A 20,696-nucleotide genomic window follows, 5' to 3' on the forward strand; every position below is an offset into this window, starting at 1 on the left:
CTCAGCCCTCCTGCCCGCAATGACTGGGCAGATCGGCGATCCGCACCAGGCCCGCCGCGTCCAACGCGATCGGCGCGCGGCCGGTAATGTCCGAGGCGATGTAACGCGCCTGCCGGCCCAGGTCTCCGGCCAGAAACCGCGGGAATTGCCGGGTAAAATCGTTACCTTCCAGCAGGATCGCCTCGGCCGTGGCCGTGGCCACGCCGGCGCCGTTGGCGTCGAGCACATTGTCCTCGATCCGGGTCACCGCGCCGGCGGGCTGGCCCGACACCCAGATGCCGGCGCTCTTGTTGCTGACCAGGATGTTGCCGTCCAGATGCGCCGCCAGGCTGTGACGCACCTCGATGCCCTTCTGCCGGTTGCCGATCACGTAATTGCCGCTGACACGGGCACAACGGGCCCGGTCGAGCTTGATGCCGCTGCCATCGCGGGCCCAGACGATATTGCCCTCGACCCGGGTGCGGTCGGGGGCGTTCTTGATCAGGATGCCGACGCGGTCGCCCTCGAGGATGGCATTGCCCGCCAGCACCGTGCCGGAAGAGCCGTCGAGCACCCGGATCGCGTTGGTCACCGAGCGCCCGGCCAGAAGGTTGGCGGTGACGCGGGTGTCGCGGCTGTGCAGGATGACCAGCGCGGCCGATCCCGCGTCTTCGATCCGGTTGCCGTCGATCACCAGCCCCTCGGCGGCCTGCACCGAGATGCGCTTGATCCGCGCGATCTTGCTGTTGGCGATGAAAGAGCCGGCGGCGGGCCGGTCAAGCGCGCCGCGAATGACCGAGAGACCGGAATATTTGACCGTGCTGCCAAACCCGAGATCGGCGATCTCGGCGTCGCGCACGTGCAGCGTGCCGGCGCCGGTGGTGGTGACGAAGGGGGCGAATTCCGCATTGTCGGGGCTTTCGCCACCGACCCCGCGCAGCACAGCGCCCTCGAGCACCAGCCGGCCGAAATTTAGCACGAAGGCGCCGTGGTTGCGGCTGAGGTCCAGCCGCTCGCCGGGCCCGATCCGCAGCTCGGCCCCGTGCCGGATGATCAGCGGCGCACGCAATTCGAGCCCGCCCGTGCCGGGCACCGCGTCTTCGCCCATCAACGCCGCCAGATCGGCCAGCCCGAGGCTGCCGCTTTCGATCATCCGCACCTGGGGGCCGCGCCCGGCCTGCGCCGCCAGGACGGCGCTGTTGTCCTCATGCCCGAAGGCCTGCGCCAGACGGCCGAGCGCGATCCGCAGATCGAAACTGCCGGTCGAGATCGCCGCGCCGGTGGGGGCCCCGATCGGCGTGACATCGGCCGCCGGCGGCAGTGCAAAGCCGGCTTCGGCCATCAGCGCCCGGGCGCCGAACCGCGCGGCCTCATCCGCCGCCACCGCCTCGGCCAGCCGCAGGACGGCCTGCCGCTGCTGCTGGCCATGGCTGTCGGGCGCGGCGAAACCGGGCAGGGCCATGCCGGCCGCCATCACCGCCGCAACCCAGAGGCCGGCGCGTCTCGTGTTCCGTTCACGAGGCATGACGCGCACTGCTGGCCAGGTCCTGCGGGGCCTCCTGCAAGACGATGGTGAAGACCAGCACCTCGACCGCCGTGTCGGTCGGATTGCTCAACGTCGTGCGCGTCTGATGGCATAGCGTCTGGCGGTCGCCGTCGCGCAGCCGCGCCTGGGTGCGGCCATTGGTCAGCAGCACCTCGCCCGCCGCCACGATCGCCTCGCGTCCCGGCGCGGGATCGAGCCGCATGGTGCCGCCGGGTTTGACCGTGACGGTGCAGAGCGTCATGTGATCGCGCGCCACCAGCTGGCGGATGCTGCCCCATTCGTAATCGGTGCGCTGGTGTTTCTCGGCCTCGATGCGCTCGTTCGACTTCAAGTGTTCGGCCACCTGCTTGACGGACTGGCAATGGCCCACCTTGGTGACCAGCAGCGCATCGGCGGTGTCGACGACGATGATATCCTCGAGCCCGACACAGGTCACCAGACGGGTTTCCGAGCGGATCATGCAGTTCTTGCTCTCGACCGAGATCACGTCGCCCTGAATGACATTGCCCGAGGCGTCGGTGTTGGAAATGCCGTACATCGCGGTCCAGCTTCCGACATCGCTCCATTCCACGTCGAGCCGGCAGAGCGCGATGCGCCTTGTCTGCTCGAAGACCGCCTTTTCGGTCGGTTCGGCATCGGCCTGGCCAAAGGCTTCGCCGTCAAGCAGCAGGCCCTCGGCGGTCTCGGACGCGGCGCTCAGCGCCTGCACCACGTGGTCGAGCGTTTCGGGATCGTAGCGGGCGTATTCCTCGATGATAGTCGCCGCCTTGAACAGGCTGATGCCCGAGGCCCAATAGGCGATGTCGCTCTCGACCAGCAGCCGCGCCTTGCGGGTGGGGGGTTTTTCGACAAAGCGCTCGACCTCGCGCAGGTTGGGATGGGCGATGATCGGGCCGCCGTCGGTGATATAGCCAAAGCCGGTTTCGGCATAACGCGGCTTGATCCCGAAGGTGACGATGTATCCGGCCTCCGCGCCCGGCTGCACCGCCTTGATCGCGGTGTTGATGTCGCCCTCGATCACGTGATCGGCCGGCACCACCAGCATCAGCTGGTCCGGATCCCTGGCCGCCAGCTTGAGCGCGGCGGCAAGGACGGCGGGGCCGGTGTTGCGGCCCATCGGTTCGAGGATCACGTCGGCGCCGCGGCCGATCTGGCGCAGCTGACGATGCAGCGTGCGGCCGTGTTTCGCGGACGAGACGATCAGCGGGGTGCCGAAGCCTTCGCCGGAATGCCGTTCGACGGCGGCCTGGAAGAAGGTGAGCGACGCGGCATCGCCGACCCGTTGAAACTGCTTCGGGCTGTGCGTGCGCGAGATCGGCCAGAGCCGCGTGCCATTGCCGCCGCAGATGATCAGGGGGGTGATCTCTTTCATTGTCCGTCCGTCCCATTCTCAAACGGTTTGGCGAAAAGTGCCTTGGAAATCCGCACCCGTGCGGATTTTCCGATGTCATCGGCGGTCAATGCGCCGGGCTGCGGCCGGAGCCGGACCGGCAGGAAGAGATCGCCGTCTTCCGCCGCGGCGCTGGTGGCCGAGGTCAGGATGATCTGCGCCGGGATCGCCCGGCCGTCATTCATCTGAAGATGCACCACCTCGCCTGCCATCGCGCGCGACAGGCCTTCGGTGCTCATCTGGGTCTGCACGCTGACGGTTTCGTCCTGGCCGAACAGCATCAGGATGCTGTCGCCCGGCAGCACGGTGGCGCCTTCGAACATGCCATCAGTCAGGGTGACGGTGCAGTCGCAGGGCGACTGAAAATTCAGCACGTCGCCGGTGGTGGCCGAGAGCGAATAGAGCACCTCGCCCTTGCCGGCGGCAGGGTTGAGATAGATGATCTGGCCGCCGCTGGTGGCGCGCATCTCATTGCCGGCGCGCATGATGAAGACCGGGCGCAGCTCGTAATTGGTGGTGTAGCGCACAAAGAGCGCGCTCAGAGCCAGATAGATCAGCAGCAGCGAGGTCAGCACCACGCCGATGCTCTTGAGCCGGCGGCGGTTGTCCTCTTCGGTGCCGCCCGCCTTCGGCTGTTTGAGCTGGGTCGGGCCGGTGTAGCTCATCATCGAGCCAAGGCTGACGACGTCGCCGGCGATATAGGTGTTCAGGATATACCGCAGCTGCGGCAGATGCGGGCCGGTGGGGTCGATGAACTGCAAGGTGAGCTCGTCGCCGGTGGCATTGACGCTGACCTTGGCCTCGGGAAAGAGGGTGATGGTGAAGCCGCCGAAATCGAACCGCAGGCGCACCGGCTGACGGCTGTTGATCAGCGCCGGCGGAACCGCGTTCAGCAATTCGACGTAGGCCGCCGTCACCGAAACCCCGGTGCCGGTAAAGCGGGCCTCGCCGATCTGGGCCGTGAACGGCACCGGCAGTACCGGGTGCTCGTTGTCAAATCCGAACTCGGTCGGGACCTGAGGCGCTTTGGGTGCGCCATGTTCGTCTTTTTCCATGGTGATCTTGTCAAGCATCGCGCACCTCAGACTTTGGTAAAATACAGGATCGCAACCGTCAGCCAGACCAGCGCGAGCGCGTGGTGGGCGGCACTTTCGGTTGCCTTGAGCTTGTCACGCAGCGCGATGATCGCGCCGCCGGTTCCGCCGCCCTGGCGGGTCCATTTCTGCTTGTCCATGCGGAACAGGACATAGGTTTTCAGCGCCGCGCCCACGACCTGGCTGAAATACAGGATCGGCGGATGGGTGACCGGAAACCAGCTGCCCCGGAACAGCGCGATGATGACGCAGAAGATATAGCGGGTGATCATCACCCAGGCGATGTAGAGCGGGATCACCGAGGGGCTGACCATGATCGCGGCCAGCGCCACGGTGATCGGCCCGACAAGCGTCGTCCACATCGAGACCCGCTGGTCGAGCACCGACCACCAGGTAAAGCCGCCGATCAGCCGCGGCGAGAGCCGCAGCGCCCGGCCGTTGGTGCGGATCATGTTGCCGAACCAGCGCACCATCAGCGTCTTGGAACTGTCGAGAAACGTCGGCCGTGGCTGAAACTCGAAGCTGACCGAGCGCACATCCGGCAGGTAATGCATCTCGTAGCCGTTCTTGAGCAGCCAGAACCAAGTGGATTTGTCGTCGCCGGTCAGGAAATCCACCCGGCCCAGCCGCCAGTGGTCGAGGAAATCCTGGCCGATGGCCTGAATGAAGGTCGGATCGGTGGCCAGATCGGCGCGAAAGACGCTCATCCGCCCGGTCAGCGTCAACACCCGCTTGGACAGCCCCATCGAACACATCATCACCTGCCGCTGGTTGAAGCGCAGCACGAACCAATCCTTGAACAGGCTCTCGCGGCCGACTTCGACGTCTTCGTCGGTGGTCAGAGCGCCGACCTTGAGATCGGTGAACACCGGCGCGCTTTCGGTCCAGATGTCCTCGGGCACCATGGTGTCGCCGTCGACAAAGACGAGGATGTCGCGGTGGGTGGGCGAAAGGCCACCCAGGATGCGCAGGGTCCGGGCCAGCGCGTCGCGCTTGCCGTTGGCCTTGATGCGGTCGACGATCAGCTGAACGCCGGTCATGTCCTCGGCTTGGGTCTCGTAGATCTGTCGGATCAGCCGCGCGTCGGCGCCATCGACCACCGAAGCCACGATCGTCGCCCCGTCCCGGGCGCGCGCGGCGGCGCGGAACACGCTGCGATAGACGGGCAGGGTGACCTCCGGCTCCACCATGTAGGAGGTGACCAGCATGTACATGTGCGATCTGCCGGCCCGTTGGGCGAACCGCCGCCGCGCAAGACGCTTGCGCCGCGGATGGATGACCCGCCGAAAGACCACCGCGCGGGCAAAGTTGATGGCCGCCCAGCTGTACCGCCACGTGCCCAGGAAGCCCATGATGAAGATCGTGTTGGTCGCATACTGGATCTCCCCCAGTGCCGCTCTGGGCACCAGGGTCACCAACAGGACGACCAACGAAAAATAGGCCATATGGGAGAGCGCAAGCATGGCTCGGCTCCTCTCTGCGATCACGATGTTGCGAAGTGCTGGCTTACCAGCAGATGCCCTCGTAGGTGCCGCTCGACACCTTCTGGCGGTTCATCCGGGTCAGATCGAGCACCGGGCGGTCCTTGGCCGCGGCCTCGAGCGTATCCAGCGTGTCGCGGTAGAAGTTGCCCACCAGAATCGCGCCGGCCTCATGGATCATCGCATCCAGGTCCGGGGTCATCCGGTCCTTGAGATCGGGGATCACGTCATTGCCGCGGCCCGCCGCCGAATTGTCGTTGGCATAGGCTTCGTGCACATAGGGATCATAGACATCGACCTGCACGCCGTTCCTGATCAGCCGTGCCGCCAGCTCTGCCAGCGGGCTTTCGCGCAGGTCGTCGGTGCCCGGTTTGAAGGAAATGCCGACAAAGCCGACCTTTTTCGCCCCGGTGCGTTCCACCATCGCCTCGGCGCGGCGGATCTGTGCCTCGTTGGCCTCGAGCACCGCGTTCAGCAGATGTGCCGGCGTGTTCTGCGTCTCCGCCAGATGGCGCAGGGCGCGCACGTCCTTGGGCAGGCAGGAGCCGCCGAAGGCAAAGCCGGGCCGCATGAAGTAGGACGAGATGTTGACCTTGGTGTCGGAGCAGAGAATCTCCATCACCGTCTGCCCGTCGAGGCCGGCGGCCTTGGCGATATTGCCGATCTCGTTGGCAAAGGTCACCTTGACCGCGCGCCAGGTGTTCGAGGTGTATTTCACCATCTCGGCGGTGCGCACATCGACAACTTTGATGTCGCAGGGCAGGTCGATGTTGATCGCGGTCAGGATGTCTGCGGTGCCCTGATCCAGCGCGCCGAAGACGATCAGGCCGGGATCGTCGTAATCCTCGATCGCGGTGCTCTCACGCAGGAATTCGGGGTAATAGCCGACGCCGAAGTCGCGCCCGGCGATCTTGCCGCTTGCGGCTTCCAGCGCCGGGATGCAGGTGTGCTCGGTCGAGCCGGGGACGATGGTCGAGCGGATGACCACGCTGTGGTAGCCCTGCTTTTTCGCCATTGCCGCGCCGATGTTGCGGCAGGCGGTCTCGACATAGGTCAGCCCGACAGAGCCATCCGGCGCGCTGGGCGTGCCGACGGCGATAAAGGAGACGTCGCTGTTGTCGATCGCATGCTGCACATCGTCCGTGGCAGACAGCTTGCCGTCGCCGACAACCTGCGCAATAAGCGCATCCAATCCGTTTTCGACGATCGGGGAAAGCCCCGCATTGATCGCCTCGACCTTCCCCGGCTCGACATCGACCGCGATGACCTGATGACCGTCGCGGGCCAGGCAGGCCGCTGAGACCACGCCTACATACCCAATGCCAAAGACACTGATTCTTGCCATTTGCTCTACCTCTACTGTCCACCCTTGTGGGCGGTTATGATTTTTTATTGTTGCCCTTATTTTGGGCATTTTTTGAGACTAGTATGCTCGTTTTATACGGAGATATTAAGAATTTGCGTCAGATTGGTAATGTAAAACGTGAATTTTGTGCGCGTTCACATTTGCGGTGGTATTTGCGCCACAGTCGATTCCGGGGCATCGGTATAGGATGACGCGCAAAGGCATCACGTCACTCCCTTTAATCCTGGGTTAACCTTGAGTGAAGATATTGACAGGAAATTCACGGATGCCACGATATATCGTGATTTGAGCGTGAATTGAGGGGGCGTCAATTTGCGCGTCCAGCCCGAGTCACCGCCATCGCCCGGGCTACATGAACCGATGTTCAGAAATCCGCTGCAAGAAAAAACTTCACAGGGTTCCGCTACGTAGCAAAACCCTTGTCGCAACGGTTCGGTTGACGCATTCAAACATTGCTATGTATTGAAACGTCTTTCATGCTAGTTTAACTGACGTCAGGCCAAAGGCGCCGCAGGGCGCCCCGGATCAGGAGAGGCATTATGACCAGCTATCCCGTGAACATGACCGTTACCCCGCAGGTGCAGGCTTTCTTTGACGAGGCCACGAATACGATTTCCTATATCGTCCGGGATCCGGGGTCGGACGCCTGTGCGATCATCGATTCCGTCATGGACATCGATTATGCGGCAGGGCGGATCACCTATGATCACGCCGATGCGCTGATCCGGTCGATCGAAGAGCAGGGGTGTCGTCTCGAGTGGATCATCGAAACTCATGTTCATGCCGATCACCTCTCGGCCGCGCCCTATATTCAGGACCGGCTCGGCGGCAAGATCGGCATCGGATCGAAAATCATGGTGGTGCAGGACACCTTCGGCAAGGTGTTCAACGAAGGCACCGAGTTTCAGCGCGATGGCAGCCAGTTCGACAAGCTGTTCGAGGATGGCGATCGCTACATGATCGGCACGATGGAGGCCTTTGCGCTTTATACGCCCGGGCATACTCCGGCTTGCATGACCCATGTGATCGGCGATGCGGCCTTTGTCGGCGACACGCTCTTCATGCCTGACGGCGGCTCGGCGCGGGCGGATTTCCCCGGCGGCGATGCCGGCGAGCTCTACGATTCGATCCAGAAGGTGCTGCGCCTGCCGGACGAGATGCGGCTGTTCATGTGCCACGATTACGGCCCCAACGGCCGCGACATCCAGTGGGAGACCACGGTGGCGGAGGAAAAGGCGCACAACATCCACGTCGGTGGCGGCAAGACGCGCGAGGATTTCATCAAGTTCCGCACCGAACGCGATGCCACGCTGGCCATGCCCAAGCTGATCATCCCCTCGCTTCAGGTCAACATGCGCGCCGGCGAGGTGCCGCGCGACAAGGACGGCAACCCGGTGCTCAAGGTGCCGGTCAACGGCCTCTGAGCCGTCGCCCGCCCCGGACCTGATCCGGGGCCCCGCCGCCGCCTTTCCGCCCCGGACATATGATCCGGGGCCTCTCTCCCCGTCCCCCAGACGCGCCGCATCCCTTTGCGAAAACGCCGAACGGTGCCCACTCACCCTCGCATGTCCCGTTGCCCGCCGATCCTGCTCTATGCGGTTCCAATGGGGCGCCATGCGCCAGCGTACCCGCACTGGGGGCCGGCGCCAGGTCTACGGGTCTTCGCGCCCGACCTGATGCCGGGCCACCGCCATCGACTTGACCAGCGCGAAACAGCTTTGTCCGACCGCCAGCCCCATCGCCTGCACCGAACGCTGGGTGATCCGCGCCAACAGCACCTCGTCGCCGACCGTCAGGGTCACCAGCGCGCCCGGCCCGTCGCCCGGCAGCAGGCTCTCGATCACCCCGGGGATCACGTTGAGCGCCGAAATCGCCTCGGGGCGGCGGCGGGCCAGCATGACGTCATGCGCCATGATCCGCACCCGCACCAGATCGCCCGGGGTGCCGCTGATCCGCGGCAGCCAGAGCGGCCCGCCGGCGCTGCGCAGCCGGGTCAGCCCGTCCCCCTCCTGGCCATCGATCCGCGCCGTCAGCGTTGCTCCGGCTTCGCGCAATCCCATGCCGCGCAGGGCGCGCGGATCGAACAGGATATCCTCGGTCGGCCCGTCGCGCAGCACCTGGCCCCGGTCGATCACCACGATGCGGTCGGCCAGCCGGCGGGCCTCCTCCATGTCGTGGGTCACCAGCACCACCGGCATGTTCAGATGTGCCCGGAGCCGCTCGACCTCGGCGTAAAGCCCCTCGCGGGTGCCCCGGTCGACAGCCGAGAACGGTTCGTCGAGCAAGAGCACCGCCGGATCGCGCGCCAGCGCCCGGGCCACCGCGACCCGCTGTTGCTGCCCGCCCGAAAGCTCCGCCGGCCGGCGTGCCTCGAGCCCGCCCAGATGCACCAGCTCCAGCACGGCGCGCGCCCGCGTCTCATCGGCGCCGGCGGCCATCACGTTGGCCAGCGCCGTCATCTGCGGGAACAGCGCGTAAGACTGGAACACCACGCCCAGCCGCCGCCGATGGGTGGGCAGCCGCGTGCCCCGCGCGGTATCGAGCCAGGTCTCGCCGCCCACGGCGACGCGGCCTTGGTCCGGTTGCCAGAGCCCGGCAATCGCCCGGAGCAGGGTGGATTTGCCTGCGCCGGAGGGCCCGACCAGCGCCAGCAGTTCGCCGGCCTCGACCTGAAACGCCACATCGAGCGGGATCGGCGCCCCGGAACTGACCGCCACCTCGAGCGTCACGACAGCCTCCGCCCGGCGCGCGCCGAAAGCCGGAAGGTCACCGCGATGGTCACCAGCGAGATTGCCAGCAGCACCGCCGACATCTGCGCCGCGCCGGCCATGTCAAAGGCCTGCACCCGGTCGTAGATCGAGATCGCCACTGTCCGCGTCTCGCCCGGGATCGCGCCGCCGACCATCAGCACGATGCCGAATTCGCCCAGCACATGGGCAAAGGTCAGCACCATGCCGGTCAGCACCCCGGGCCAGGCCAGCGGCAGCTCGACCCGCCAGAGCGCCGTCAGCGGGGCCATGCCGCAGCAGGCTGCCGCTTCGCGCACCTCGCGCGGCACCGCCTCGAAGCCGCGCTGGGCGGGTTGCACCGCAAACGGCAGGTTGAACAGCACCGAAGCCGCGACCAGCCCCTCGAAGCTGAACACCAGCGGCCCGCCGAACGCGCCCTGCCAGAGCTGGCCCACCGGGCTTTCGGCGCCGAAGGCCACCAGCAGATAGAACCCCAGCACCGTTGGCGGCAGAACCAGCGGCAGGATCACCAGCGCCTCGACGACGCCTTTGCCGGCAAAGCGATGAAAGGCCATGAAGCGGCCGAGAAACACCGCCACCGGTAAGAGCAGTACCACCGTCCAACCCGCCAGATGCAGTGAGAGCCAGAGCGCGGGCCAGTCCATCAGGCGGGCTCCGGCGCGGCAAAGCCATAGGCGGCCAGGATCTCCTGCGCCGCCGGTGTTTGCATGAACTCGTGAAACGCCCGGGCGGTCGCGCCGGCCTTGGGCGTCAGCACCATGCTTTGGTCAAGCGGGCTGTGCCAGGCGTCGGGGATCAGCGCGCTTTCGGCCCGTGCCCGCAGGGTGTCGGCCGCCGCCAGAGAGGCCGCGACCAGCCCGCCCTGCGCATTGCCCGAGCTTGCGAATTGCGCTGCCTGGGCGACATTCTCGCCAAAGACCAGATGCGGGGCGATGGCCTCCCAGAGCCCGCGATGCAGCAGCGCCTCGCGGGCGCGCTGGCCATAAGGCGCATGTTCCGGGGTGGCGATGGCAAAGCGGCGGATCTCGCCCCGGGCCAGCGCCGCGGCGAGCCCGTCCATCGCCGCATCCACTGCCAGCCCGCCGTGCGGCGCGATCAGCGCCAGGCGGCCGCGGGCATAGACCGTGGCGGCCGCCTGAACCGCACCGCTATCGGCCAGAACCTGCACATAGGCGGCATCGGCCGACAGAAAGAGCTCGAACGGGGCGCCATTTCGGATCTGCTGTGCCAGCGTCCCGGAGGAGCCAAAAGCCACCCGCACCGGCCCTCCGCCGGCGGCGGCAAAGCCCGCGGTCAAGGCCGGCATGACAAAGCGCAAAGAGGCCGCCGCGGCAATCACCGGCGGCGCCTCGGCCTGCGCCGGCAGGGCCAGGGCAGCGGCGGTCAGGGTCAGAAAATGACGGCGGGGCAGCGGCATGTCGGGCGGTTTTCCAAGGTTTCCGAAACCTTATCGGCGCCGGGGCAGGGATAAAAGCCCGACCTTCGACGCGGGACAGGCGCGGCGCTTTTTCGTTGTGGAATCATTTTTCATTCTGTATTTCACGAAATATGGAAAAATATGCCTCCACCCTCACCGAACAATTCGCCGCGCTCAGCCATCCGCAGCGCCTTGCGGTGTTTCGCTTGCTGGTCCGGCGCTGCCCCGATGCGCTGCCGGCCGGCGAGATCGCCGAGGTGCTGGGGCACAAGGCCTCGACGCTTTCGGTCTATCTTGCCGCGCTCACCCGGGTCGGCCTGATTTCCCAGACCCGGCGCGGCACCTCGCTGCTTTACGCGCTTGACACAAAGGCGGCGCAGGGTCTGGTGAGCGATCTGTTTCTCGATTGCTGTCGCGGGCGGCCCGATCTCTGCCCGCCGATCTTTCACCCCCTGTCCGACAGGAGCCAGACCATGCGTGACCGCAGCTACAACGTTCTGTTCATCTGCACCGGCAATTCTGCCCGGTCGATCTTTGCCGAGGCGATCCTGCGCGATGTGGCGGGCGACCGGTTCAACGCCCATTCGGCCGGCACCAGGCCCGGTTCCGAGCTCAACCCGATGGCGCTCGAGATACTGGCCGCCAAGGGCATTCCGACCGGCGATCTGCGGGCCAAGAACGTCGATGAATTCCAGGGGCCCGAGGCGCCGACCTTCGATTTCGTCTTTACCGTCTGCGACCGCGCCGCCAACGAGGAGTGCCCGGCCTGGCAGGGTCAGCCGATCAGCGCCCACTGGGGCCTGCCCGATCCGGTCAAGACTACCGGCAGCGCGGCCGAGCGCAGCCTGGCCTTTCAACAGACCTACGCCATGATGCGGCACCGGATCATCGCCTTTGCCGCGCTGCCGCTCGATGCGCTCGACCGCGTCTCGCTGCAAAACAGGGTCGATGACATCGGCCGCGAAAAGGAAACTGCATGACCACCTATGCCTTGAACGGCCTCGGGCGGATGGGAAAGCTCGCCCTGCGTCCGCTTCTCGAACGCGGCGCCGAGATCGTCTTTGTCAACGATGCGGTCGGCGACCCGGCAATGCACGCGCATCTTCTGGAGTTCGACACGGTGCATGGCCGCTGGCCCGCCACATTTGCCGCCGATGACCAAAGCATCACCATCGACGGCATCCGCATCCCCTGCCGGCAAGGCCGTGAGATCGCCGATCTGCCGCTCGAGGGTGTGGACGTGGTGATCGATTGCACCGGGGTCTTCAAGAGTGCGGCCACGCTCCAGCCCTATTTCGACGCGGGCGTGAAAAAGGTCGTGGTCTCCGCCCCGGTCAAGGACGGCAACGCCGCCAATATCGTGATGGGGGTGAATCACGACCGCTATGATCCGGCCGGTCACCGCATCGTCACGGCGGCAAGCTGTACCACCAATTGCCTCGCGCCGGTGGTCAAGGTGATCCACGAGAACCTCGGCATCAAACATGGGTCGATCACCACGATCCACGATGTGACCAATACCCAGACCATCGTCGACCGTCCCGCCAAGGACCTGCGTCGCGCCCGGTCAGCGCTGAATTCGCTGATCCCCACCACCACCGGATCGGCAACGGCGATCACGCTGATCTACCCGGAGCTTGCCGGCAAGCTGAACGGCCATGCGGTGCGGGTGCCGCTGCTCAATGCCTCGCTGACCGATTGCGTTTTCGAAGTGGCGCGCGAAACCTCGACCGAAGAGGTCAACGCGCTGTTTGAAGCGGCCGCCGCCGAAGGTCCGCTCACGGGCATTCTGGGGTATGAGACCCGGCCGCTGGTCTCGACCGATTACACCAATGACCCAAGGTCCGCGATTGTCGATGCGCCTTCGACGATGGTGGTGAATGGCACGCAGGTGAAGATCTATGCCTGGTACGACAATGAATGGGGATATGCCAACCGGCTGGCCGATGTTGCCCTGATGGTCGGCGCGGACCTCTGAGAGCGGAGCCGAAGCAATGACCGCTCAGACCGCTGAGACCCCGAACGGGCTTGCCGCCTATATTGCCGTCACCGCGGCCTATTGGGCGTTCATGCTCACCGATGGCGCGCTGCGGATGCTGGTGCTGCTGCATTTTCACACCCTGGGCTTCAGCCCGGTACAGCTGGCCTATCTCTTCGTGCTCTACGAGATCGCCGGCGTGGTGACCAACCTCTCTGCCGGTTGGATCGCCGCGCGCTTTGGCCTGACCTCGACATTGTATGCCGGGCTGGGAGTGCAGGTGCTGGCGCTGCTGGCGCTGGCGCAGCTCGATCCCGGCTGGGCGGTGGGCGCCTCGGTGGCCTATGTGATGGCGGTGCAGGGGGCTTCCGGCGTGGCCAAGGACCTGGCCAAGATGTCATCGAAATCGGCGGTCAAGGTGCTGGCCCCGAAAGAGGGCGGCGGGCTGTTTCGCTGGGTGGCGCTGCTGACCGGCTCGAAGAACGCGGTCAAGGGTCTCGGCTTCCTGGCCGGCGCTGCGGCGCTGGGCCTTTTCGGCTTCACCGCCTCGGTGCTGGGCATGGCGGCGGTGCTGTCCCTGATCCTCCTGGCTGTCGCGCTGCGCATGCCGGCGGGGCTGTCGATGGGGCGCAAGGACGCGAAATTCCGCGAGGTGATATCGAAGAACCGCGAGATCAACTGGCTGAGCGCGGCGCGGGTGTTCCTTTTTGGAGCCCGCGATGTCTGGTTCGTGGTCGGCATCCCGATCTATTTCTACGCCGTGCTGTCGGATGGCACCGAAGCCGGCAACCGCGCGGCCTTTTTCATGATCGGCAGTTTCATGGCGGTCTGGACCATCCTCTATGGCGCGGTGCAGGCCGCGGCGCCACGGCTGTTGCGCGCCCGAACCCGGCCCGACCCCGAAATTGCCGCCCTGGCGCGGCATTGGGTGGCGGCGCTGATCCCGGTGCCGGCGGCGTTGGCGGCGCTGGTGGTGATGTCTGGCGCGCCGGCCCCGTGGCTGACCGGGGTGCTGGTGATCGGCCTGCTGATTTTCGGGGCGCTCTTTGCGGTGAACTCGGCGCTGCATTCCTACCTGATCCTCGCCTTCACCAGCGACGACCGCGTGACGCTGGATGTCGGCTTCTACTACATGGCCAATGCGGCGGGCCGGCTTCTGGGCACGGTGATGTCGGGGCTGGCGTATCAGATTGGCGGCGTGGCGCTCTGCCTTGCCGCGGCGGCGCTGTTCATCGCGCTGAGCTGGGGCGCGATGGTGAGGCTGGCGCCGGGGCAGGCCCGGGGCTAGGCAAGAAAAAACCCCCGCCAGTGGCGGGAGTCGTGGAGCTCTTGAGCCTTGAAGCCGAGCTTACTTGGAGCCCGGCATCGGCTTGGGCGTTGCGGGCATGCGCTTGCGGGTGCGCCGCGCCGGGGCGGCCGGTTTCGCGGCCGCCGCCTTGGGGGCCTCTGCCTTGGGAGCATCGGTTTTCGGCGTTTCGGTTGTTGCAGCGGGCTTCGACGCTTCTGCGTTCGGCGCTTCGGCCTTGGCAGCAGGCTTCGCCGCTTCTGTTTTCGGGGCTTCAGCCTTGGCAGCAGGCTTCGCCGCTTCTGTTTTCGGCGCTTCGACCTTGGCAGCGGGCTTCGGTGCGTCTGTCTTGGGCGCTTCGGCCTTGGCGGCGGGCTTGGCCTCTTCGGTTTTCGGCGCTTCGACCTTGGCAGCAGGCTTCGGTGCGTCTGACTTGGGCGCCTCAACCTTGGCAGCAGGTTTCGGCGCCTCGGCCGTCGGTGCCTCGACCTTGGCTGCGGGCTTCGGCGTTTCGAACTTGGCCGAAGGTTTTGTCACCTGGGCCGGTGCGCTAGCCGTCTTTGCAGCCGGTGCGGCGGGGGCCGGTTTCTCCGCGACCGGTTTCACCGGTTTCGCCGCGGGTTTGCGGGCCGGGGCCTTGCGGGCGGCCGGCTTGGCCGTCGCCGGTTTTCCGGGCGCTTCGGCTGCGGTGTTTGCCGGGGTGGCCACGACCGGACCCACCGGCGAGAGCAGCTTGGCGCTCTCGAAGGCCGAAGTCATCATGACCTGCGCAAGGCGCATGTTGGATTCGAAGGCGCGGTTGGCCATCTGAAGGCAGGCCGCCGACATTTCAAGTTGTTTGACAAGCAGATTCATCAGTCTTTCCTGTTTATGCAAGGTTTCCGAACAGGGCTCCCGGCCCGGCAGGCCCGCGTTTTGCAAGCCGGCTCCGGTTGTCGCCCACGGCATCCGACAGCGGCGCCACCCAGGCCAACGTCACCTGCTCTGGGCGCTGGCCCGACGCCAGCGCCAGCGCCGCAGCCAGATTGGCCTCGAAAAAGGCCGCCGGCTTTTCGGTGAACATGCGGGTGGTTTCATCCCGTGCAACCGACCAGCCGCCAAACATGCCGAGGCTGCGATAGGCGATGACGCATTGGGCCTGCGCGGCCAGCGCGCCCATGGCAAGACAGGCGTTCCAGCTGTCGAGGGCCTGCTTCAAGCCTGTCTGCATCTCACCGTGTCGTCCTTCGCGGCACCGGGCACGCCCGGACGTGGCGCTCGCCACGATTTCTGTCACCGGCCAGTATAACACGAATTGCCGCGCTTGCAGCATATTTAATGCTGCACTGCGGCGGGCGTCGGCGGCCTGTTGCCGTTAGGTCAGGAGGCGCGAAAAGCGGCGCTATTCCAAGGGGTCAGCTGTCAATCATCGCTTGCAAAATGGCCTTGGCACTCTCGCCGGACCAATCGGCGTCACCTTCGAGGCGGGCGATCTCCCGGCCTTCGCGGTCGAGAATCACCGTTGTCGGCAGGCCCAGCACCCGGACGCCGCGGGCAATCGCCTGATCGGGATCGCGGTGCAGCGGCAGGTTGTCGACGCCGATGCTTTCGAAGAACCGGGTCATCGAGGGCGCCGGGTTGCGGCCGGTGGCCAGCGTCACCACCTCGAAATCCTCGCCGCCCAGCTCGGTCTGGAGATCGGCCAGCATCGGCATTTCCTTACGGCAGGGCGCGCACCAGGTGGCCCAGAAGTTCAGCAGGACCACCTTGCCAAGGTAATCGTCGAGGTTGAGCGCCGCGCCATCGAAATCAGTGAAATCCCGTGCCGGCACCGAGACCGGGGCGGGATGCACCTTGAGCTTTTGCATGTCGCCCTCGCGCAGCGCCTCGAGCGCGGCGGGATCGGCAGCATTTGCGCTTGCCCCCAAGCCCATATAGACAGCGGCAGCAAGAGCCGATGCATTCAATCCCCGACGAGTGAGCTTCATGTCAGACAAATCCTCAAACCAGATGTGGGGCGGCCGCTTTGCCGCTGGACCGGACGCGATCATGGAGGCGATCAATGCCTCGATCGGCTTCGATCAGCGCATGGCCGCACAGGATATCGAAGGCTCCCGCGCCCATGCGGCGATGTTGGCCGCCCAAGGCATAATTGACGGTAAAGACGCCGAGGCGATCAGGGAAGGGCTTCTCACGATCTTGTCAGAGATCGAGGGTGGTGGTTTCGCCTTTTCCACCGCGCTGGAAGACATTCACATGAATGTCGAGGCCCGGCTGAAAGAGGTGATCGGCGAACCGGCGGGCCGTCTGCACACCGGCCGCTCGCGCAATGACCAGGTGGCGACCGATTTCAAACTCTGGACCCGCGACCAGCTTGATGCGGTCGATCAGGCGTTGGGCGCGCTGATCAAGGCGCTTCTTGCCCAGGCCGAGGCCGGGGCCGATTGGGTGATGCCGGGCTTTACCCATTTGCAGGTCGCCCAGCCTGTCACCTGGGGCCACCACATGATGGCCTATGTCGAAATGTTCGCCCGCGACCGTTCGCGCATCCAGGACGCCCGCCGCCGGATGAACGAATGCCCCCTCGGCGCCGCCGCGCTGGCCGGCACCTCCTTTCCGATCGACCGCGAGGCAACGGCGCAGGCGCTGGGTTTCGACCGCCCCGCCGCCAATTCGCTCGACGCCGTGTCTGACCGGGACTTCGCGCTGGAATTCCTCGCCGCCGCCTCGATCTGCGCCATGCACCTCAGCCGCCTGGCCGAAGAGCTGGTGATCTGGTCCTCTGCGCAGTTCCGCTTCGTGACACTCTCGGACCGGTTCTCGACCGGCTCCTCGATCATGCCGCAAAAGAAGAACCCCGACGCGGCCGAACTGATCCGTGCCAAGATCGGCCGCATTTTCGGCGCCAACGTGGCGCTGATGACGGTGATGAAGGGGCTGCCCTTGGCCTATTCCAAGGACATGCAGGAAGACAAGGAACAGGTCTTCGACGCCGCCGACAACCTGATGCTGGCGCTGGCCGCGATGGAGGGGATGGTCAAGGACATGTCGGCCAATCGCGACAGCCTCGAGGTCGCGGCCGCCACCGGATTCTCGACCGCGACCGACCTGGCCGACTGGCTGGTGCGGGTGCTGGGCATGCCGTTCCGCGATGCGCATCACGTCACCGGTTCGCTGGTGGCCAAGGCCGAGGCCAAGGGCTGCGATCTGCCCGACCTGAGCCTCGAAGAGATGCAATCGGTGCATGAGCATATCACCCAGGACGTCTTTGACGTGCTGGGCGTGCATAATTCCGTGGCCTCGCGCACCTCTTATGGCGGCACCGCGCCGTCGCGGGTGCGCGAACAGGTGGCGCGCTGGAAAGAGGCGCTGGCATGAGCCGCCTCGCGGCGCTGGCCGCGCTCGTGCTTTTGGCGGCCTGTGGCGTCGACGGCGAACCGGAGCGGCCCGAGGCCAGGACGCCGGTGAACCTGTCGGTCACCGGCACCGCCGAGGTCGGCCTTTCCGGCGGCTCGAGCTGAACGCCATGGCCGGGGTCTCTCCGTTTCGCTGGCTCTACCTCGCGCTCGCGCTCTGGGGGGCGGTGCATCCGATGGCTTATCTCCTGCGTTGGTTTTCGCAGAACGGGTTTGACCTGCCGGGCCTGGTGGCGGCCTGGCATGTCAATGCGGCGACCAGCGGGCTGGTCTGGGACCTGACGATTGCCGCCCTGGCGCTGACCCTCTGGATCGCCGCCGAGGTGGCGGTCCGCCGCAACTGGGAGGCGCTGCTGGCGATTCCGGCAACCTTTCTGATCGGCCTGTCCTGCGGCTTGCCGCTCTATCTCTTCCTGCGCAGCCGGCCTATACTTTAGCGCGCATTCCTCTACCAGAATTCCCGCGTTTGTAACGCAGCTGCCCCATTCCAGCCATATTTGGCTGGGAAATTATGGCCGGACTCAGCCAGGGGAATCCACAGCGCGCCATGACCTTTGTCTCTGCCAACAAGACAGCCGTTTCCGTGCCACCCGCCGCAGGCCAGGGCCGGCTGATGCGGGTGGCCCGCGAACACGGAGTCGGGCCGGTCAGGCAATATGCCCAGATGCTGGCGCTGCGGGTCAGGGGCACCGGGATCGACACCGGCGAATACTACGATTTCGGACTTTACGACAACGCCCACACCGGCCGCGGCCGCGCGCGCTTTCTTGGCGAACAGGCCAGCCGCGAGCTCAATCTTTCGCTCTCCCCGGATGGGGTCTGGCACCACGACGCCATCGTTTCCGACAAAGTGGCGCTGGTGCAGTACCTTGCCGAACGCGGAATGCCCACCGCCGAGACCCAGGCCACCGTCGGCAAGAGCCATGCCTTTGGTGGCATTCCCCGGCTCAGGAACACCGGCCAGTTGTTGGGTTTTCTCTCCGCCGGAGCGCGTTATCCGCTGCTGGCCAAGCCGACCTTCGGCCGGCTCAGCACCGGCGCGGCGCGCATCGACCGGATCGACGACGAAGGCCGCTTCCTGCGCTTTGCCAATGGCCGTTGCGCCGATCTGGCGAGCTTTGCCGAAGAGGTGATGCGGGATCACGGCCGCACCGGCCTGGTGTTCCAGAGCGCGCTGCGTCAGCACGGCGCACTGACGGCGCTGACCGGCCCGGCGCTTGTCACCCTCCGACTGGTGACCCTGGCCGAAGCGCCGCAGGCGCCTGCCGTGCTCTATGCGCTGGCCTGCCTGCCGGATGCGGGCGCGGGAATGCTCTGCCCGGTCGACCTGTCCGATGGCACGCTGGGCGAGATCCGTCGGGGCAGCGGGCCCGACACCGAGTGGCGCAGCAGCCATCCGGTTACCGGCCGGCGCCTGACGGGGCAGGAGCTGCCCGACTGGCGCGCGGCCTGCGAGCTGGCCTCTGCGGCCCATGCGCTCTTGCCGGAATGCGGCATCATGGGCTGGGATATCGGCCTGACCGTCGACGGCCCGGCGCTTGTCAGCGGCACCGGCACGCCGCGCCACGCGCTCTATCAGCTGGCCCATTGCGAAGGCGTGATGAACCCGCGCTTCGCGCCCCGATTTCGGGCGGTGGCGGCGCGGCAGGCGCAGGCGGTGCAGGTGGCACTCGGGCGCGGCGCGGCGCCCGGCACGCGGCGCTGATCGCCCATTGATCCCACCGGCGGTTTTGCTATGACCGCCGCCATGGATCATTTTCTCTACCGCGACGGCGCGCTTTTCGCCGAGGACGTGCCCGTGGCCGAGATTGCCGCCACGGTCGGCACGCCGTTCTATCTTTATTCCACCGCCACGCTGCTGCGCCATTTCACCCTGTTCGACGAGGCGCTGAACGGTCTGCCGCATCTGGTCTGCTACGCGATGAAGGCGGCCTCGAACCAGGCGATCCTGAAGACGCTGGCGCAGGCCGGGGCGGGGATGGATGTGGTCTCGGGCGGGGAATATGCCCGTGCCAGGGCGGCCGGCGTGCCGGGCGAGCGGATCGTGTTTTCCGGTGTCGGCAAGACGCATGAGGAGATCCGCACTGCGCTGACCGGCGGCATCCGCCAGTTCAATGTCGAGAGCGAGCCGGAAATGGCGGTGATCTCCGAAGTCGCCAGCGCGCTGGGCGTCGAGGCGCCGATCACCATCCGGGTGAACCCGGATGTCGATGCCAGGACCCACGCCAAGATCGCCACCGGCAAGAGCGAGAACAAGTTCGGCATCCCGATCTCGCGCGCCCGCGAGGTCTATGCCCATGCCGCCAGTCTGCCGGGCCTCAAGGTGGTGGGCATCGATGTGCATATCGGTTCGCAGCTTACCGAGCTCGAGCCGTTCCGGCTGGCCTACCGCAAGGTGGCCGAACTGACCGAAACGCTGCGCGCCGACGGCCATGACATCGAGCGCCTCGATCTCGGCGGCGGGCTGGGTATTCCCTACACCCGCTCGAACGAGGCGCCGCCGCTGCCGGTGGAATACGGCGCATTGATCAAGGAGACCGTCGGCCACCTCGGCTGCGAGGTCGAGATCGAGCCGGGGCGGCTGATCGCCGGCAATGCCGGTATCCTGGTGTCCAAGGTGATCTACGTCAAACAGGGCGAGGACCGGCAGTTCCTGATCCTCGACGGCGCGATGAACGACCTGATCCGCCCGGCGATGTACGATGCCTGGCATGATATCGTGCCGGTGATCGAGCCCGAGGCCGGGGTCGAGCAGACCGCTTATGACATCGTTGGCCCGGTCTGCGAATCGGGGGATACCTTTGCCAGGGGCCGGATGATGGCGCCGTTGGTCCCCGGCGCTCTGGTCGCCTTCCGCTCGGCCGGGGCCTATGGTGCTGTAATGGCAAGCGAATACAACACCCGCCCGCTGATCCCCGAGGTTCTGGTGCGGGATGATAAATTTGCTGTCATCCGCGCCCGTCCGACCTTTGACGAAATGATAAACCGCGATACCATCCCCGAGTGGCTCTGACG

The 20,696-nt window shown here is 66.0% G+C and carries 20 protein-coding genes; 9 read left to right on the forward strand and 11 right to left on the reverse strand.

Annotated features, from left to right (window positions below; translation table 11 throughout):
* Position 1 precedes the first annotated feature (1 nt).
* Genes BMW90_RS09450 through BMW90_RS09470 form a run of 5 tightly spaced genes read right to left on the reverse strand, consistent with a single transcriptional unit; the run spans position 2 to position 6,835 of the window.
* The gene (locus BMW90_RS09450; RefSeq protein ID WP_074836287.1) at positions 2-1,504 is read right to left on the reverse strand and encodes a right-handed parallel beta-helix repeat-containing protein; all 1,503 of its coding nucleotides are present in this window, start codon (positions 1,502-1,504) and stop codon (positions 2-4) included.
* Positions 1,494-2,897 carry a mannose-1-phosphate guanylyltransferase gene (locus tag BMW90_RS09455; RefSeq protein WP_074836289.1) on the reverse strand — a complete coding sequence of 468 codons (1,404 nt, stop codon included), beginning with the start codon at positions 2,895-2,897 and terminating at the stop codon, positions 1,494-1,496. Before BMW90_RS09455 ends, BMW90_RS09450 begins: the two co-directional genes overlap by 11 nt.
* Positions 2,894-3,988: a hypothetical protein gene (locus BMW90_RS09460; protein ID WP_048532733.1), complete on the reverse strand. Its 1,095-nt coding sequence runs from the start codon at positions 3,986-3,988 to the stop codon at positions 2,894-2,896. The genes BMW90_RS09455 and BMW90_RS09460 overlap by 4 nt, the downstream gene beginning before the upstream one ends.
* 8 nt (positions 3,989-3,996) lie before the next feature.
* The gene (locus tag BMW90_RS09465) at positions 3,997-5,472 is read right to left on the reverse strand and encodes a glycosyltransferase (RefSeq protein ID WP_048532732.1); all 1,476 of its coding nucleotides are present in this window, start codon (positions 5,470-5,472) and stop codon (positions 3,997-3,999) included.
* A gap of 43 nt (positions 5,473-5,515) precedes the next feature.
* A complete protein-coding gene (locus tag BMW90_RS09470) occupies positions 5,516-6,835 on the reverse strand; it encodes a nucleotide sugar dehydrogenase (RefSeq protein ID WP_074836290.1) in 1,320 nt (439 codons plus the stop codon).
* A gap of 560 nt (positions 6,836-7,395) precedes the next feature.
* On the opposite strand from BMW90_RS09470, the gene BMW90_RS09475 reads away from it, so the two are divergent.
* Entirely contained in the window at positions 7,396-8,280 is an 885-nt protein-coding gene (locus tag BMW90_RS09475) for an MBL fold metallo-hydrolase (protein ID WP_074836291.1), read from the forward strand.
* Positions 8,281-8,508: 228 nt separating this feature from the next.
* On the opposite strand, the gene modC is transcribed toward BMW90_RS09475, so the two are convergent.
* The 3 genes from modC to modA are packed head-to-tail and all read right to left on the reverse strand — an operon-like array spanning position 8,509 to position 11,023.
* Positions 8,509-9,585, reverse strand: coding sequence for a molybdenum ABC transporter ATP-binding protein (gene modC / locus BMW90_RS09480; RefSeq protein ID WP_074836293.1), 1,077 nt, complete (start codon positions 9,583-9,585; stop codon positions 8,509-8,511).
* Positions 9,582-10,250 (reverse strand): molybdate ABC transporter permease subunit, encoded by a 669-nt coding sequence (modB, locus tag BMW90_RS09485; RefSeq protein ID WP_074836295.1) that lies wholly within the window; start codon positions 10,248-10,250, stop codon positions 9,582-9,584. Before modB ends, modC begins: the two co-directional genes overlap by 4 nt.
* Positions 10,250-11,023, reverse strand: a complete 774-nt coding sequence (gene modA, locus BMW90_RS09490) for a molybdate ABC transporter substrate-binding protein (protein WP_074836296.1) — start codon at positions 11,021-11,023, stop codon at positions 10,250-10,252. Before modA ends, modB begins: the two co-directional genes overlap by 1 nt.
* A 131-nt stretch (positions 11,024-11,154) precedes the next feature.
* Here modA and BMW90_RS09495 point away from each other — a divergent pair, with 131 nt between their 5' ends.
* From BMW90_RS09495 to arsJ, 3 genes are read left to right on the forward strand one after another with little or no spacing between them, the layout of a single operon-like run.
* Entirely contained in the window at positions 11,155-12,003 is an 849-nt protein-coding gene (locus tag BMW90_RS09495) for an arsenate reductase/protein-tyrosine-phosphatase family protein (protein WP_074836298.1), read from the forward strand.
* Positions 12,000-13,001, forward strand: coding sequence for an ArsJ-associated glyceraldehyde-3-phosphate dehydrogenase (locus tag BMW90_RS09500; RefSeq protein WP_074836300.1), 1,002 nt, complete (start codon positions 12,000-12,002; stop codon positions 12,999-13,001). Before BMW90_RS09495 ends, BMW90_RS09500 begins: the two co-directional genes overlap by 4 nt.
* 16 nt (positions 13,002-13,017) lie before the next feature.
* Entirely contained in the window at positions 13,018-14,289 is a 1,272-nt protein-coding gene (gene arsJ, locus BMW90_RS09505) for an organoarsenical effux MFS transporter ArsJ (RefSeq protein WP_074836301.1), read from the forward strand.
* Positions 14,290-14,349: 60 nt separating this feature from the next.
* Here the strand turns inward: arsJ and BMW90_RS09510 are convergent, their stop codons facing one another.
* The 3 genes from BMW90_RS09510 to BMW90_RS09520 all read right to left on the reverse strand — a co-directional run bounded on the left by BMW90_RS09510 (position 14,350) and on the right by BMW90_RS09520 (position 16,253).
* A complete protein-coding gene (locus BMW90_RS09510; protein ID WP_074836303.1) occupies positions 14,350-15,141 on the reverse strand; it encodes a hypothetical protein in 792 nt (263 codons plus the stop codon).
* 13 nt (positions 15,142-15,154) lie between these two features.
* The gene (locus BMW90_RS09515) at positions 15,155-15,496 is read right to left on the reverse strand and encodes a hypothetical protein (protein ID WP_074836304.1); all 342 of its coding nucleotides are present in this window, start codon (positions 15,494-15,496) and stop codon (positions 15,155-15,157) included.
* Between the two features lie 184 nt (positions 15,497-15,680).
* Positions 15,681-16,253 (reverse strand): TlpA family protein disulfide reductase, encoded by a 573-nt coding sequence (locus BMW90_RS09520; RefSeq protein ID WP_074836306.1) that lies wholly within the window; start codon positions 16,251-16,253, stop codon positions 15,681-15,683.
* Here BMW90_RS09520 and argH point away from each other — a divergent pair.
* From argH to lysA, 5 genes are all read left to right on the forward strand, one after another.
* Positions 16,252-17,643: an argininosuccinate lyase gene (gene argH / locus BMW90_RS09525; RefSeq protein WP_074836309.1), complete on the forward strand. Its 1,392-nt coding sequence runs from the start codon at positions 16,252-16,254 to the stop codon at positions 17,641-17,643. The two genes, BMW90_RS09520 and argH, sit on opposite strands and share 2 nt — an antisense overlap.
* Positions 17,640-17,786 (forward strand): argininosuccinate lyase, encoded by a 147-nt coding sequence (locus BMW90_RS09530; RefSeq protein WP_074836311.1) that lies wholly within the window; start codon positions 17,640-17,642, stop codon positions 17,784-17,786. The genes argH and BMW90_RS09530 overlap by 4 nt, the downstream gene beginning before the upstream one ends.
* 5 nt (positions 17,787-17,791) lie before the next feature.
* Positions 17,792-18,118, forward strand: a complete 327-nt coding sequence (locus tag BMW90_RS09535; protein ID WP_074836312.1) for a DUF2834 domain-containing protein — start codon at positions 17,792-17,794, stop codon at positions 18,116-18,118.
* Positions 18,119-18,264: 146 nt separating this feature from the next.
* The gene (locus tag BMW90_RS09540; protein WP_211568858.1) at positions 18,265-19,386 is read left to right on the forward strand and encodes a sugar-transfer associated ATP-grasp domain-containing protein; all 1,122 of its coding nucleotides are present in this window, start codon (positions 18,265-18,267) and stop codon (positions 19,384-19,386) included.
* A gap of 42 nt (positions 19,387-19,428) precedes the next feature.
* Positions 19,429-20,694, forward strand: coding sequence for a diaminopimelate decarboxylase (lysA, locus tag BMW90_RS09545; RefSeq protein ID WP_074836449.1), 1,266 nt, complete (start codon positions 19,429-19,431; stop codon positions 20,692-20,694).
* Positions 20,695-20,696 lie beyond the last annotated feature (2 nt).

Source organism: Marinovum algicola, from assembly GCF_900109145.1.
In the GTDB taxonomy this organism is placed as follows: Bacteria; Pseudomonadota; Alphaproteobacteria; order Rhodobacterales; family Rhodobacteraceae; genus Marinovum; species Marinovum algicola.

Coding starts and splice junctions, on each gene's coding strand:
- BMW90_RS09450 (WP_074836287.1), bottom strand. CDS start 1,504: ATGCCTCGTGAACGGAACACGAGACGCGCCGGCCTCTGGGTTGCGGCG.
- BMW90_RS09455 (WP_074836289.1), bottom strand. CDS start 2,897: ATGAAAGAGATCACCCCCCTGATCATCTGCGGCGGCAATGGCACGCGG.
- BMW90_RS09460 (WP_048532733.1), bottom strand. CDS start 3,988: ATGCTTGACAAGATCACCATGGAAAAAGACGAACATGGCGCACCCAAA.
- BMW90_RS09465 (WP_048532732.1), bottom strand. CDS start 5,472: ATGCTTGCGCTCTCCCATATGGCCTATTTTTCGTTGGTCGTCCTGTTG.
- BMW90_RS09470 (WP_074836290.1), bottom strand. CDS start 6,835: ATGGCAAGAATCAGTGTCTTTGGCATTGGGTATGTAGGCGTGGTCTCA.
- BMW90_RS09475 (WP_074836291.1), top strand. CDS start 7,396: ATGACCAGCTATCCCGTGAACATGACCGTTACCCCGCAGGTGCAGGCT.
- modB (WP_074836295.1), bottom strand. CDS start 10,250: ATGGACTGGCCCGCGCTCTGGCTCTCACTGCATCTGGCGGGTTGGACG.
- modA (WP_074836296.1), bottom strand. CDS start 11,023: ATGCCGCTGCCCCGCCGTCATTTTCTGACCCTGACCGCCGCTGCCCTG.
- BMW90_RS09495 (WP_074836298.1), top strand. CDS start 11,155: ATGGAAAAATATGCCTCCACCCTCACCGAACAATTCGCCGCGCTCAGC.
- BMW90_RS09500 (WP_074836300.1), top strand. CDS start 12,000: ATGACCACCTATGCCTTGAACGGCCTCGGGCGGATGGGAAAGCTCGCC.
- arsJ (WP_074836301.1), top strand. CDS start 13,018: ATGACCGCTCAGACCGCTGAGACCCCGAACGGGCTTGCCGCCTATATT.
- BMW90_RS09510 (WP_074836303.1), bottom strand. CDS start 15,141: ATGAATCTGCTTGTCAAACAACTTGAAATGTCGGCGGCCTGCCTTCAG.
- BMW90_RS09515 (WP_074836304.1), bottom strand. CDS start 15,496: ATGCAGACAGGCTTGAAGCAGGCCCTCGACAGCTGGAACGCCTGTCTT.
- argH (WP_074836309.1), top strand. CDS start 16,252: ATGTCAGACAAATCCTCAAACCAGATGTGGGGCGGCCGCTTTGCCGCT.
- BMW90_RS09520 (WP_074836306.1), bottom strand. CDS start 16,253: ATGAAGCTCACTCGTCGGGGATTGAATGCATCGGCTCTTGCTGCCGCT.
- BMW90_RS09530 (WP_074836311.1), top strand. CDS start 17,640: ATGAGCCGCCTCGCGGCGCTGGCCGCGCTCGTGCTTTTGGCGGCCTGT.
- BMW90_RS09535 (WP_074836312.1), top strand. CDS start 17,792: ATGGCCGGGGTCTCTCCGTTTCGCTGGCTCTACCTCGCGCTCGCGCTC.
- lysA (WP_074836449.1), top strand. CDS start 19,429: ATGGATCATTTTCTCTACCGCGACGGCGCGCTTTTCGCCGAGGACGTG.